General features: G+C 68.2%; 12 protein-coding genes. 8 read left to right on the top strand and 4 right to left on the bottom strand.

What is annotated here, in order from left to right; translation table 11 throughout:
* The first annotated feature begins 35 nt into the window (after nt 1-35).
* The 5 genes from ABZS29_RS03810 to ABZS29_RS03790 all read left to right on the top strand — a co-directional run bounded on the left by ABZS29_RS03810 (nt 36) and on the right by ABZS29_RS03790 (nt 7,128).
* Nucleotides 36-1,364: an MFS transporter gene (locus ABZS29_RS03810; RefSeq protein ID WP_355458265.1), complete on the top strand. Its 1,329-nt coding sequence runs from the start codon at nt 36-38 to the stop codon at nt 1,362-1,364.
* The gene (locus ABZS29_RS03805) at nt 1,361-1,894 is read left to right on the top strand and encodes a TetR family transcriptional regulator (protein WP_355458264.1); all 534 of its coding nucleotides are present in this window, start codon (nt 1,361-1,363) and stop codon (nt 1,892-1,894) included. The genes ABZS29_RS03810 and ABZS29_RS03805 overlap by 4 nt, the downstream gene beginning before the upstream one ends.
* Before the next feature lie 194 nt (nt 1,895-2,088).
* Entirely contained in the window at nt 2,089-5,694 is a 3,606-nt protein-coding gene (gene metH, locus ABZS29_RS03800; protein ID WP_355458262.1) for a methionine synthase, read from the top strand.
* Nucleotides 5,695-5,738: 44 nt separating this feature from the next.
* A complete protein-coding gene (locus ABZS29_RS03795) occupies nt 5,739-6,227 on the top strand; it encodes a GNAT family N-acetyltransferase (protein WP_355458260.1) in 489 nt (162 codons plus the stop codon).
* 61 nt (nt 6,228-6,288) lie between these two features.
* Complete coding sequence (locus ABZS29_RS03790; protein WP_355458258.1) at nt 6,289-7,128, top strand: HAD family acid phosphatase; 840 nt, start codon at nt 6,289-6,291, stop codon at nt 7,126-7,128.
* Here the strand turns inward: ABZS29_RS03790 and ABZS29_RS03785 are convergent.
* Nucleotides 7,116-7,790 (bottom strand): TetR family transcriptional regulator, encoded by a 675-nt coding sequence (locus tag ABZS29_RS03785; protein WP_355458256.1) that lies wholly within the window; start codon nt 7,788-7,790, stop codon nt 7,116-7,118. The genes ABZS29_RS03790 and ABZS29_RS03785 overlap by 13 nt on opposite strands.
* A 95-nt stretch (nt 7,791-7,885) precedes the next feature.
* Here ABZS29_RS03785 and ABZS29_RS03780 point away from each other — a divergent pair, with 95 nt between their 5' ends.
* Entirely contained in the window at nt 7,886-8,818 is a 933-nt protein-coding gene (locus ABZS29_RS03780; protein ID WP_355458254.1) for an SDR family oxidoreductase, read from the top strand.
* The gene (locus tag ABZS29_RS03775; protein WP_355458252.1) at nt 8,815-9,576 is read left to right on the top strand and encodes a methyltransferase domain-containing protein; all 762 of its coding nucleotides are present in this window, start codon (nt 8,815-8,817) and stop codon (nt 9,574-9,576) included. Before ABZS29_RS03780 ends, ABZS29_RS03775 begins: the two co-directional genes overlap by 4 nt.
* Here the strand turns inward: ABZS29_RS03775 and ABZS29_RS03770 are convergent.
* On the bottom strand, nt 9,561-10,091 hold the full coding sequence (locus ABZS29_RS03770; RefSeq protein ID WP_355458250.1) for a GNAT family protein: 531 nt from the start codon (nt 10,089-10,091) through the stop codon (nt 9,561-9,563). The genes ABZS29_RS03775 and ABZS29_RS03770 overlap by 16 nt on opposite strands.
* Before the next feature lie 60 nt (nt 10,092-10,151).
* Here ABZS29_RS03770 and ABZS29_RS03765 point away from each other — a divergent pair, with 60 nt between their 5' ends.
* Nucleotides 10,152-10,445, top strand: coding sequence for a hypothetical protein (locus ABZS29_RS03765; protein WP_355458248.1), 294 nt, complete (start codon nt 10,152-10,154; stop codon nt 10,443-10,445).
* On the opposite strand, the gene ABZS29_RS03760 is transcribed toward ABZS29_RS03765, so the two are convergent.
* The gene (locus tag ABZS29_RS03760) at nt 10,442-10,975 is read right to left on the bottom strand and encodes a dihydrofolate reductase family protein (protein ID WP_355458246.1); all 534 of its coding nucleotides are present in this window, start codon (nt 10,973-10,975) and stop codon (nt 10,442-10,444) included. The two genes, ABZS29_RS03765 and ABZS29_RS03760, sit on opposite strands and share 4 nt — an antisense overlap.
* Before the next feature lie 8 nt (nt 10,976-10,983).
* Nucleotides 10,984-12,408, bottom strand: a complete 1,425-nt coding sequence (locus ABZS29_RS03755; protein ID WP_355458245.1) for a polysaccharide lyase 6 family protein — start codon at nt 12,406-12,408, stop codon at nt 10,984-10,986.
* Nucleotides 12,409-12,528 lie beyond the last annotated feature (120 nt).

Raw genomic sequence — 12,528 nt, 5'->3', positions numbered from 1 at the left:
TTCGGGCGGTGTTGGGGGTTCTGGGGTCTTGTGGGGTGCTGGTTTCGGTCAGCCAGACGCTGGTGGTGCCGTTGTTGCCGCTGTTGCCTGGGCTCACGGGGAGTCCGGCGGCTGATGTGAGTTGGCTGCTGACGGTGACGCTGTTGACGGGGGCTGTGTTCACGCCGTTGCTGGGGCGGGCGGGGGACATGTACGGGAAGCGGCGGGTGCTGTTGGTTGCGCTCAGTTCGATGGTGATCGGGTCGCTGTTCTGCGCGCTGAGTTCGAACCTGCCGGTGCTGATCGTCGGGCGGGCGTTCCAGGGGGCCGCGATCGCCGTCGTACCGCTCGGGATCAGCATCTTGCGCGACGAGTTGCCGGCCCGGCGGGTGATTCCGGCGATCGCGTTGATGAGTTCGACGCTGGGCTTCGGGGCGGCGTTCGGCATTCCGGCCGCGACGCTCGTGGTCGAGTACTCGAACTGGCACACGATGTTCTGGATCTGCGTCGGCCTGGGTGTGCTCGACATCGTGCTGGTGCTGCTGGTCGTGCCCGAGTCGGCGATCAGGACCAGCGGCCGGTTCGACGTCCTCGGGGCGCTGGGTCTCGCGGCATTCCTCGTCTGTCTGTTGCTCGCCGTCTCGAAGGGCAGCATCTGGGGAGCCGGTCCGACCATCGCGCTCGCGCTCGGCGCGGCCGCCGTCGTACCGGCTTGGGTCTGGTTCGAGCTGCGGACAATCAGCCCGCTGGTCGACCTGCGCGTCTCGGCGCGACCAGCGGTCCTGTTCACCAACCTGAGTGCGCTACTGATCGGCTTCGCCTTCTACGCCAACTCGTTGTCCACCGCGCAGCTCGTCCAGGAGCCGACCTGGACCGGCTACGGCCTCGGCGCGTCGATCGTGGTCAGCGGGCTCTGCCTGCTGCCCGGCGGCGTCGCGATGGTCCTGCTGTCGCCTGTCTCCGCGCGCATCTCCAACGCCAAAGGTCCGCGGTTCACACTCGCGATCGCGTCCGTGCTGATGGCCGCCGGGTACGTCGTCCGCATCTTCACCAGCCATTCGATTGCCGGCATCGTGGTCGGTGCGACCGTCGTGTCAGCCGGTACGGCGATCGCGTATTCGGCACTCCCGGCCCTGATCATGCATGCTGTGCCCGTGACCGAGACGGCGGCGGCCAACGGCCTCAACACCCTGATGCGAACAGTCGGTACGGCGATCTGCAGCGCGATCGTGGCGACCGTACTGACCACCGTGACCGTCTCGAACGGCGGCCGCGTCGCACCGGCACTGTCGGCGTACCTGATCGTGTTCGTGGTCGCCGGTCTGGCCGCGGCGGTCGCTGCCGGTATGACCGCACTGATCCCCGCACGCAAGGCCGCCTCGTGATCGACCCAGGCCGTACGGCGATCCTCCGGGCAGCCCGGCGTGCGTTCGCCCTGCAGCCGTACGCCGCGGTGACGTTGCGCGGGATCGCGAGTGACGCGAACGTGAGCGCGGCCCTGATCGTGAAGCATTTCGGCAGCAAGGAAGCACTCTTCGAACGGGTCGCCGACTTCAGTGAGGCCGCGGAGCTGCTGCTGGCCGCACCGGATGCCGAGCTCGGCGCCCACGTCGTCCGCACTCTGGTCACCTATCGCCGCGACCACGGTCTGGATCTGCTCGTCCGGGTCATCTTCGCGGCCGGTGGCGGCGACGAGCGCGCTCTGATCCGCGAACACTTCCGCGACCAGGTGACGCGAGCTTTCGCCCAGCGCTTGACCGGTCCGGACACCGAGCTGCGGGCGGAGCTGATCACCGCCCAGCTGCTCGGCCTGAGCGCCGCCATGGCGATCGAGAAGACCGGGTCGATCGCCACCGCGGAGGCCGACGAGATCGTCGAGCTCTACGCCCCGGCCATCCAGGCCCTCATCCACTAGGGTTCGAAATATGAACAGCTGTCTCGTACGCTGGACATTGAGGCAGTCATCCGGGAGTCACGCCGCTAGCATGGTGCGACCAGCTCGAGAGGCGCTGCAACGGATCTGACGATCCGCCACGCTCGGGTGGGGCCTCGGTGGGGAGGCACTGTTGCAAGGGCGCCTCCGGAGCGAATCTGGAGGTGACGCGACGGATGGGTAGCGAGTCCCAGCTGCGGGAGTTGCTGTCGGAGCGAGTGGTGGTCCTCGATGGTGCTTGGGGCACCATGCTGCAGGGTGCCAAGTTGTCGACCGCGGATTATCAGGGCGATCGTTTTCGCGATCACACGCATGACGTCACCGGCGACCCTGACCTACTGATCCTGACGCGTCCGGACCTGATTCTCGACGTCCACCGGCAGTACCTCGCGGCCGGCGCCGACATCACCACCACGAACACCTTCACCGCGACGAGCATCGCCCAGGCCGACTACGGCCTGGAGGCGTACGTGCATGAGATGAACGTGCGGGGTGCCCAGCTCGCCCGGCAGGCCGCCGACGAGTTCGGTGACCGGTTCGTCGCCGGTTCGATCGGCCCGCTGAACGTGACGCTGTCGCTGTCGCCGAAGGTCGAGGATCCGTCGTACCGGGCGGTGACGTTCGAGCAGGTCAAGGCGACGTACGCGGAGCAGATCGCCGGCCTGGCCGAGGGCGGCGTCGACCTGCTGCTGATCGAGACCATCTTCGACACGCTGAACTGTAAGGCCGCGATCGCCGCCGCCCAGGAAGTCGCGCCGCAGCTGCCGCTGTGGATCTCGGTGACGATCGTCGACCTGAGCGGCCGGACCCTGTCCGGGCAGACCGTCGAGGCGTTCTGGAGCTCGGTCGAGCACGCCGAGCCGCTCGTGGTCGGTGTGAACTGTGCGCTCGGTGCGGCCGAGGCACGTCCCCATGTCGCCGATCTGGCCCGCTTCGCCGACACGTTCGTCGCGGCGCACCCGAATGCCGGCCTGCCGAACGCCTTCGGCGGGTACGACGAGACTCCGGACCAGACGGCCGCGTTGCTGCACGAGTTCGCCGAGTCCGGCCTGGTCAACATCGTCGGCGGTTGTTGCGGCACAACGCCGGCGCACATCGCCCAGATCGCGACCGCGGTCAAGGGTCTGCCGCCGCGGCCCGTCGTACCGGCTGATCACACCACGCGCTTCTCCGGTCTGGAGCCGTTCAAGATCGGCGCCGACACCGGCTTCGTGATGATCGGTGAGCGGACCAACGTGACCGGGTCGGCCAAGTTCCGCCGGCTGATCGAGAGCGACAACCACCAGGCCGCGGTCGACGTGGCGCTCGAACAGGTCCGCGGCGGCGCGAACCTGCTGGACGTCAACATGGACGCCGATCTGCTGGACTCCGAGCAGGCGATGACGACGTTCCTGAACCTGATCGCGACCGAGCCTGAGGTGGCCCGGATCCCGATCATGATCGACAGCTCGAAGTGGTCGGTGCTCGAGGCCGGCCTGAAATGCGTGCAGGGCAAGGGCGTGGTCAACTCGATCAGCCTGAAGGAAGGCGAGGAGGAGTTCCTCGACCGGGCCCGCCGGATCATGTCGTACGGCGCGGGCGCCGTGGTGATGGCCTTCGACGAGCAGGGCCAGGCGGACACGGTCGAGCGCAAGGTGTCGATCTGCGGCCGTGCCTACGACCTGCTGACCGGCATCGGTTTCCCGGCCGAGGACATCATCTTCGACCCGAACGTGCTGGCCGTCGCGACCGGCATGTCCGAGCACAACGGCTACGCGAAGAACTTCATCGAAGCGCTGCCGTTGATCAAACAGCGCTGCCCGGGTGTGCACATCAGCGGCGGCATCTCGAACCTGTCGTTCTCGTTCCGTGGCAACGACATCGTCCGCGAGGCGATGCACTCGTCGTTCCTGTACCACGCCGGCAAGGTCGGCCTGGACATGGGCATCGTGAACGCCGGTCAGCTCGCGGTCTACGAGGACATTCCGAAGGACCTGCTGGAGCTGGTCGAGGACGTCATCTTCGACCGCCGCGACGACGCCACCGATCGCCTGGTCGCGTTCGCAGAGAACGTGAAGGGCAAGGGCACCCAGCGCGAAGTCGACCTGAGCTGGCGCGAGGGGCCGGTCGAGGCCCGGCTGTCGCACGCGCTCGTGCACGGGATCGTCGACTACATCGAGGCCGACACCGAGGAGGCCCGGCAGCAGTTCGCGCGGCCGCTCGAGGTGATCGAGGGCCCGTTGATGGACGGGATGAAGGTGGTCGGCGATCTGTTCGGCGCCGGCAAGATGTTCCTGCCGCAGGTGGTGAAGAGCGCGCGCGTGATGAAGCGCTCGGTCGCCTATCTCGAGCCCTACATGGAGGCGGAGAAGGAGCTGGCCCGCCAGGAAGGTCGTACCGAGGACGTCCGCGGGCAGGGCAAGGTCGTGCTGGCGACGGTCAAGGGCGATGTCCACGACATCGGCAAGAACATCGTCGGCGTCGTCCTGGGCTGCAACAACTACGAGGTGATCGACCTCGGTGTGATGGTGCCCGCGGCCAAGATCCTGGACACCGCGATCGCCGAAGGCGCCGATGTGGTCGGGCTGTCCGGCCTGATCACGCCGTCGCTGGACGAGATGGTCGCGGTGGCGAGCGAGATGCAGCGCCGCGGACTCAAGCTGCCGCTGCTGATCGGCGGCGCGACCACGTCGAAACAACACACCGCGGTGCGGATCGCCCCGGCGTACGAGAAGACGACGGTGCACGTGCTGGACGCGTCCCGCGTGGTCGGTGTGGTCTCGGACCTGCTCGACGACGACCGGGCCGAAGCGCTTGCCATCAGCAACGCTACCGAGCAGGAGCGGTTGCGTGAGCAGCACGCCAACAAGCAGCGCGCGCCGCTGCTGACCATCGAGCAGGCGCGGGCGAACGCCGAGCCGGTTGAGCACGGTACGCCGCCGGTGCCGTCGTTCACGGGATTGCGCCGGGTGTCGCCGAGCATCGAGACGCTGCGGGCGATGATCGACTGGCAGTTCTTGTTCCTGGCTTGGGAATTGAAGGGCAAGTATCCGGCGATCCTGGATCAGCCGGTCGCTCGTGAGCTCTTCGACGATGCGAACACGCTGCTCGACGAGATCGTTGCCGATGGCTCCTTTACGGCCGAGGGCGCGTACGGCTTCTGGCCGGCGCACAGCGAGGGTGACGACATCCTGCTGGATGGTCTGGAGGTGTCGTTCCCGATGCTGCGGCAGCAGACCGAGAAGCCGGCCGGCCGGCACAACCGGTGCCTGGCCGACTATGTGGCTCCGGCGAACGACTACCTGGGTGGTTTCGGGGTGGCGATTCATGGCGCCGAGCAGCTGGCGGCGTCGTACGAGGCGAAGAACGACGACTATCGCGCGATCATGGTGAAGGCTTTGGCCGACCGGCTCGCGGAGGCGTTCGCTGAGTGGATTCACTTGGAGGCCCGCAAGGCGTGGTTCGAGCCGGATGCAGAGCCGGTGCTGGAGGATCTGCACGCGGAGCGGTTCCGCGGGATCCGGCCGGCGCTCGGCTACCCGGCCAGCCCGGACCACAGCGAGAAGCAGGAGCTGTTCGACCTGCTCGAGGCGGACAAGCTCGGCCTCGCGCTGACCGAGTCCTTCGCGATGACGCCGGCCGCTGCGGTCTCCGGGCTGATCTTCCAGCACCCGGCGGCTCGCTACTTCAGCGTCGGTCGGCTGGGCAAGGACCAGATCGAGGACTACGCCGCTCGCCGCGGTGAGAGCGTGGAGGAGATCGAGCGCTGGCTGCGCCCGAACCTCGCCTACGACCCAACGTGAGCCCCGACCCGACCTGGCCCCGGGACCGGATTAGCCTGCTTGACATGACCGTGAGCGTGCGTCCAGCAGTCCCCGCCGACTCCGACGCGCTCGCGTCCATCTGGCACCTGGGCTGGGCCGACGGTCACCGCGGCCACGTTCCGGAAGAGCTCGTGGCGATCCGCACCAAGGAGTCCTTCTGGACCCGCGCCGCGGACCGGATCGACGATGCCACCGTCGCGGTCGTGGGTGACGATGTCGCCGGGTTCGTGATGGTCGTCGACGACGAGGTCGAGCAGGTCTATGTCTCGCGTGACCACCGCGGCTCCGGCGTGGCCGGCGTACTGCTCACCGAGGCCGAGCGCCAGGTGCGGGCCAACGGGCACGCGGAAGCCTGGCTCGCGGTCGCCACCGGCAACGCGCGAGCCCGCCGCTTCTACGAACGCTGCGGATGGACCGACAGTGGTCCCTTCGACTACCCAGCGTCAGTGGAGCGCGGCACTCTCCCGGTCCCGTGCCACCGCTACGTGAAAGCAGTGACATCTGTCAGCTGACTTCGGGCCGGTGCGGGTTTAGGTTGCTGGAGCAAGCAAACTCGTTCTGGGAGAGGTCATCATGGGTATCCGCATCTCGCGGCGGACGATCGTCGCCGGTCTGGCGACGGTCGCGTTGACGTCGGTGGCCGGTGGGGTCGCCTACTCGGCCGGGGTGGCGGCACAGCAGCCGGCCATCCAGACGTCGACGCCGCACAGTGAGCGCAACGTCACGAACATCGATGTGCTGCGGCAGCAGTTGCGGAACTACTACGGGGATCCGCTCGGCAGCGGCACGTTCGGTGCCGACAGCAACTATGCGCGCGAGGCGACCTCGGTCGCGAAGGCGGGCACGCGGTGGATCTCGGTGCCGCACCACACCAAGAAGACGAAGGCGATCCTGCTCGACGTCGACGACACGTCGCTCGCCACCTGGAACTACGAGATCGCGAGCAACTGGGCGTACAACCCGACGACCAATGCCGACTACGTGCTGGGTCAGAAGTTCCCCGCCGTACCGGGGATGGTGGATCTGGTGAAGACCGCCGAGCGTGAGGGGTACGCCATCTTCTTCCTGACCGGCCGGGGCGCCGCGCAGGAGCAGGCCACGCTGGGGAACCTGACCGCCGACGGTGTCGGGATCGACGCCGGCTACCCGAAGCCGACGACGCTGCCGAACGGTGAGGACGGCCTGTTCACGAAGCCCGCGCTCGCGAACTACCCGGACTACCTGAAGAAGGCGTGTGCCGCCGACCCGAACGGCGCCTGCACGACGATCCACTACAAGTCCGCCACGCGCGCACACATCGAGTCGCTCGGCTACGACATCGTCGCGAACTTCGGCGACCAGTACTCCGACCTCAAGGGTGGGTACGCCGACCGCACGTTCAAGCTGCCGAACCCGAACTACTACCTGCCCTGACGCGGAAGGGCACCCGCCAGCAGCGTGTGCAGCTGCTCGCGCAAGGTCGGCTCGAACTCCATCCGTAGGGGCGCGAGCGAGGGGTCGGCCTCGAACGCGGCGAGCAAGGCCGGAGTGGGATGGGCGTGATTCCAGACCGCTCCGGCCAGCAGGCTCGCCGGGGGGACGAAGCGTGCGGCGCCCTCGCGCCCGATCTCGGGCAGCGCGATCGTGACGAGCTCGATCAGCCGCTCGAACGCGACCGCCGCCACTCGCTTGAAGGCCAGCGCCGTCTCGGTCGAGATGTTGCGCTCAAGCACCGACGCCTGGGCGCCGATCAGGTCGCAGAGCACCGGCCGTGCGCCGAAGGTGCTGACGAGCAGGTCCACCAGCAGTCCGGAACGCTCCGCCAGCGACGCTTCTGCCGGGATCGCCGCGACGCCGGCGGCCAGGTCGTCGACGTACGCCGTCAGCTCCGCCGCGGACAGCTCCAGCAGCACGGCCTCGCGGGAGTCGAAGTACTTGAGCACGTTCGACTTGGCCAGGCCGACACGGCGGCTCAGCTCGTTCAGGCTGACGTCGTTGACCGGTAGCTCGGTCAGCATCTCCGCGGCCGTGGCCAGGATCGCCTGCCGCCGGACCGCGCGCTGCTCTTCGCTGCGGGCGCGCTGGAAAGTCGTCACGATCACAGTCTACAGACCAACGGTCTGTTGTTATCGAACCAGCGGTCTGATAACGTCGAGCCATAACAGACCATCAGTCTTTTATGGAGGATCCGATGTACGTCGTTCCCGATCAGACCGGCAAGCTCGCCGTCGTCACCGGCGCCAACAGCGGTACCGGCAAGGAAGCCGCCAAGCGGCTGGCCGCGGCCGGCGCCCGGGTCGTGATGGCGGTCCGGACCGTCGCCAAGGGCGAGACCGCCCGCGCCGAGATCCTCGCCGAGGTTCCCGGTGCCCAGCTCGAGATCCGCCGCGTCGACCTGGCCGACCTCGCCTCGGTGCAGGAGTTCGCCGATGCTCTGATCGCGGACGAGCCGCACCTCGACCTGCTGATCAACAACGCCGGCGTGATGAACCCGCCGCAGCGCTTCAGCACTGCCGACGGTTTCGAGCTGCAGTTCGGGTCGAACTTCCTCGGTCCGTTCGCGCTCACGGTGCGCTTGCTGCCGCTGCTCCTGGCCGCACCCGCGCCGCGCGTGGTCACGATGAGCAGTGGCGCGGCCGAGATGGGCCGGATCCACTTCGACGACCTGAACTGGGAACGGCGGTATCGCCCGATATCGGCGTACGCTCAGTCGAAGCTCGCCGACCTGATGATGAGCAACCAGCTGGCCAAGGTCGCCACCGACCGCGGCTGGAACCTGCTCAGCGTCGGCGCACACCCCGGCTACACCCGCACCAACCTGCAGACCGCAGGCGTCTCCCTCGGCAAGCAGTCGCTGTTCCAGCGCTTCATCGAGCCTCTCATGCACGTGGTGCCCTCGCAGGATGTTGTCGCAGGCACCGAACCGCTGCTCGTCGCCGCTACCAGCCCGGACGTCCGGCAGGGCGAGTACTACGGTCCTTCGGGCTGGGGTGGTCTCACCGGCCCCAGCAAGTTGGTCACCCCGACCAAGCGCTCCCGCAACGCGGCCGACAACGCGCGCCTGTGGGCCGCTGCCGAATCTCTCACCGGCGTTCAGCTGCAGGAGCTTAAGCTGCAGAAATGAGCGAGTGGTCGAGTGGTGAGGTCTACGAGTCGTATGTGGGCCGCTGGAGCCGGTTGGTCGCAGAGGAGTTCGTCGGCTGGCTCGAGCAGCCCGACGGACTGCGCTGGCTGGACGTGGGATGCGGCACGGGCGCGCTGACCGGCACCATCCTGCGGACCGCACAGCCTGCGTCCGTCCATGGCATCGACCCGTCCGAAGGCTTCATCCAGTACGCGCGGCAGACGGTTCCGGACGCGACTTTCGACGTACGGGATGCCTCTGACCTGCCCGATGGCCCGTACGATGTCGTGGTCGCGGGACTCGTGCTGAACTTCATCCCCGATCGCCAGGCAGCGCTCCGCCGGATGCGCGAGATCGGTGAAACCGTCGCCGTCTATGTCTGGGACTACGCCGATGGCATGCAGCTCATGCGGCACTTCTGGGATGCGGCAATCGCCCTGCGGCCCCAGGATCACGAGTACGACCAAGGCCAGCGTTTCGCGTTCTGTACGGCGGAGGGGCTCGCCGGACTGTTCACGGAGGCTGGGTTCGACGCGGTCGGGACGCGGGCGATCGACGTACCGACGGAGTTTGCGTCGTTCGACGACTACTGGCAGCCGTTTCTCGGCGGGACGGGCGTCGGACCGGCGTACGTGCGCACGCTGAACGACGCGGAGCGGGACGCGCTGCGTGAGGAGCTGCGGGCAAGGTTGCCGATCGAGACCGACGGTTCGATCCGGCTGACCGCGCGGGCGTGGGCGGCTCAGGCGTCCAGGTAGTCGCTGCGGAGCAGACCGAAGAGCAGGTCGTCGGTCCATTCACCCTTGATCCAGGTGTGCGCCCGGCGCAGGCCTTCGCGCTGGAAGCCGACCCGCTCGAGCAGTCGCGCGGAGGACGTGTTGCGGGCATCGCATTCGGCCGAGACGCGATGCAGCTGCTTCGACGTGAACAGGTGCCGAAGCAGACCATGCACGGCCTCGGTCGCGTACCCCTTGCCCTGGTACGCCGGTGCCAGCGTGAAGCCGAGTTCGGCCTGCATCAGGTTCTCGTCCAGGTGCAACCCGAGGTCCCCGATCAGTACGCCGCCCTGGTCGACGGCGTACTGGAACCAGCCGGGTGCGTCCGGATCGCCGTCCCCGAACCGCGTGACGGTGGCGAGCGCGTCCGCCTCGGTGAGCGGCGTCTCCCAGGACTGGTAGCGCGCGACCTCCGGATCCGATCGGTACGCCGCGAACGCGGCCGCGTCGCCGGGGACGAAACGACGCAGGGTCAGCCGCTCGGTCTGCACGAACATCCGGCCATCATGTCAAACCTGGGCCGGCGGCTCCGATGTCACAGTGAGAGGAGTACGCCGATGAGATTTCTGTTGATCCTGCACGGCGAAAGCCGCGCCGACCTGCCGCGCACCAACTTCGAGCACACCGCCCGCGACGCCGGTGAACTGATCGGCGGCGAGTTGCTGGCGCACCCTCAGCTCGCTGTGACTGTGCCCGATCGTCCCGGCCCCACCGCCATCGACGCGTACTACGTGGTCGACGTCGAGCACCTCGATCGCGCCCTCGAGCTGGCGCGGCTCCTCCCGGACGCCCGCCTCGACGGCCGGTACGTCGAGGTCCGGCCGATCATGCGTCGGTCCGGTGAGCTCTAACGCAGTACGTCGAACCACAGGTTGGTGCCGCCGGTCGCCGAGCGGGGCTGGAGCCGGACGGTGCGGCCACCGGGTACGTCGAACACCCGGGTGCCGGCACCGAGGAACACCGGCGCGACGATCAGCAGCACCTCGTCGATCTCACCGGCCTCGATGCACTGCCGGGCGACGTCGGCGCCGATCACGTTGACGTACTTGTCCCCGGCGGCCGCCTTCGCGGCGGCAATTGCCTTAGGCAACTGATCGACGTACGTGACGCCCGGTTCCGAGGTCTCCGGCAGGCGGTGGGTGACCACGAAGAGCGGTCCGTCCCAGCCGCCGCCGAACGCCTCGCCCTCGCCGGCCTCGCCCTTGTGCGGGTCGTCACCGTCGTGCGAGCGGCGGCCGACGAGGATCGAGCCGATCTTCGGGATCAGCTCGTCGACCTCGGGATTGGGGGCCAGGTAGGGGCGCATCCACTGCATGTCGCCGTTCGGTCCGGCGATGAATCCGTCGGCCGACATCGTCACCGAATAGAGCAGCTTTGCCATAGGTGAGTTTATCGCGAGGCAGGCCCGACATCGGCCGGCGTGAGCGGACGGCGTACCGGGGGAGCGGTGCTGTACTCGTCGGCGCCGATGTCCGCGCGGCCGGAGCGGACGTGACCGTCGACGTCGTGGCTCACCGTCGGGTAGGTGCGGCTCGCGGCGTTGATCGCCGGGCTCCCAGCGCCCAGCCGCCGTACGCCGTCTGGGCCCGTGACGAGCAGGGGGTCCTTGCGGGTGAAGCCCGCGGCCGGGATGTTGCCGTTGCCGGCCGCGCCCCAGAGCAGGTTGCCCGACCAGGTGATGCCCTGCTGGTAAGGCATCGCCACGAGTTGGCCGGAGTCGCCGGTCAGCAGGTTGTCGGCGATCGTGCAGCCCAGCGGTGGCAGGGTGCGCTGCGATTCGCCGCTGATCGCCGTACCGGAGGAGAGGACGGTGTTGAGCGCGATCGTCACCCGATCCGGTGCGTCGTTGCCGCGGCGGCTCTCGGCGGAGTCCTCGGGCTTGTGGTCGCGGACGTTGCCGCTGCCGAGCACGATGCCGGCGCCGCTGACCCGCTCGACATAGTTGTTCACGACCAGGTGGTCGTTGCCGTAGATCCGGATACCGTTGCTTCCGGCAAGGATGAAGTTGCCGTCGACCCGGGTCCGGTTGCCGTGCCGGAGCACGATGCCGCCGAGGCTGGAGCGGACGGTGTTGGCGCGGATGATGTTGCCCGACGACTTGACCGAGATCGCCTCCGGGTCGCCGTTCGCGCGCTCGAACAGGTTCTCCTCGACGATCGCTCCGGCGTCGCTCAGCGAACGGCCGCTGAGGCCGAGGCGGATCGGCTCACCGCCGTTGTCACCGGCGAAGGTGTGGTCGGAGAAGTAGTTCCGGACGATCCGCACGCCGCGGGCCATCCCGGCCGAGCCGGGCCCTTCGACGCCGAGGAAGACGCCGAGCGTGGACTTGCCGTGGAAGTGGTTGCGCTCGATCACGGTGTTGTCGCCGCGGACCAGCAGCCAGTTCAGGCCCTCGACATCCGCGAACTGGAGGTCGTTGCGACTGAGCTTGATGTTCGTGCAGGTAGTCGGGATGTCGAGCGTGGTCCGTTGCCGCAGCCGGAAGCCGCTCAGCACGACGTACGACGAGTCGGCGAGGACGAAACCGCGGTCGCCGGTCAGAGTGGCGCCGCCGGTCGACGCGGCCCGGACGGTGATCGGAGCGCCCGCCGTCCCGCGGCGGCCTTGGATCGCAATGCCCTCGGTCACGTTATAGGTGCCGTCGGCGAGCACGATCTCGGCGCCGGGCTGGGCGGCGGCGATCGCGCGCCGGAGCTCGTCGACGGTCCGGACCTGAACGGCTCGGGTGCCGGCTCGTGCCGAGCTGCTGCCGACGGCAGTGGCGCCGGTCGCGAGGGCGGCGGTCAGGAAGGTACGGCGGCCAAGAGGTGGCATCAGGTTCTCCGGAGGTTCGGGGCGGTGGAGGCGCTCAGTGTGTGGCGGTCTCCACCGCGTTGGCAAGCGCTTACCGACGAAGTGGAGAGAATCTCCCGCGGGGCGGAAGATCCGGAGTCC

This window comes from Kribbella sp. NPDC005582 (assembly GCF_040605415.1).
Taxonomy (GTDB): Bacteria; Actinomycetota; Actinomycetes; order Propionibacteriales; family Kribbellaceae; genus Kribbella.
The sequence above is the reverse complement of the archived record's forward strand: the minus strand, read 5'-3'. Positions and strand labels throughout refer to the sequence as shown.

What these genes read in the sequence shown, in the direction of transcription:
- metH (WP_355458262.1), top strand. Translation starts at nt 2,089, where the DNA reads ATGGGTAGCGAGTCCCAGCTGCGGGAGTTGCTGTCGGAGCGAGTGGTG.
- ABZS29_RS03795 (WP_355458260.1), top strand. Translation starts at nt 5,739, where the DNA reads ATGACCGTGAGCGTGCGTCCAGCAGTCCCCGCCGACTCCGACGCGCTC.
- ABZS29_RS03790 (WP_355458258.1), top strand. Translation starts at nt 6,289, where the DNA reads ATGGGTATCCGCATCTCGCGGCGGACGATCGTCGCCGGTCTGGCGACG.
- ABZS29_RS03780 (WP_355458254.1), top strand. Translation starts at nt 7,886, where the DNA reads ATGTACGTCGTTCCCGATCAGACCGGCAAGCTCGCCGTCGTCACCGGC.
- ABZS29_RS03775 (WP_355458252.1), top strand. Translation starts at nt 8,815, where the DNA reads ATGAGCGAGTGGTCGAGTGGTGAGGTCTACGAGTCGTATGTGGGCCGC.
- ABZS29_RS03770 (WP_355458250.1), bottom strand. Translation starts at nt 10,091, where the DNA reads ATGTTCGTGCAGACCGAGCGGCTGACCCTGCGTCGTTTCGTCCCCGGC.
- ABZS29_RS03765 (WP_355458248.1), top strand. Translation starts at nt 10,152, where the DNA reads ATGAGATTTCTGTTGATCCTGCACGGCGAAAGCCGCGCCGACCTGCCG.
- ABZS29_RS03760 (WP_355458246.1), bottom strand. Translation starts at nt 10,975, where the DNA reads ATGGCAAAGCTGCTCTATTCGGTGACGATGTCGGCCGACGGATTCATC.
- ABZS29_RS03755 (WP_355458245.1), bottom strand. Translation starts at nt 12,408, where the DNA reads ATGCCACCTCTTGGCCGCCGTACCTTCCTGACCGCCGCCCTCGCGACC.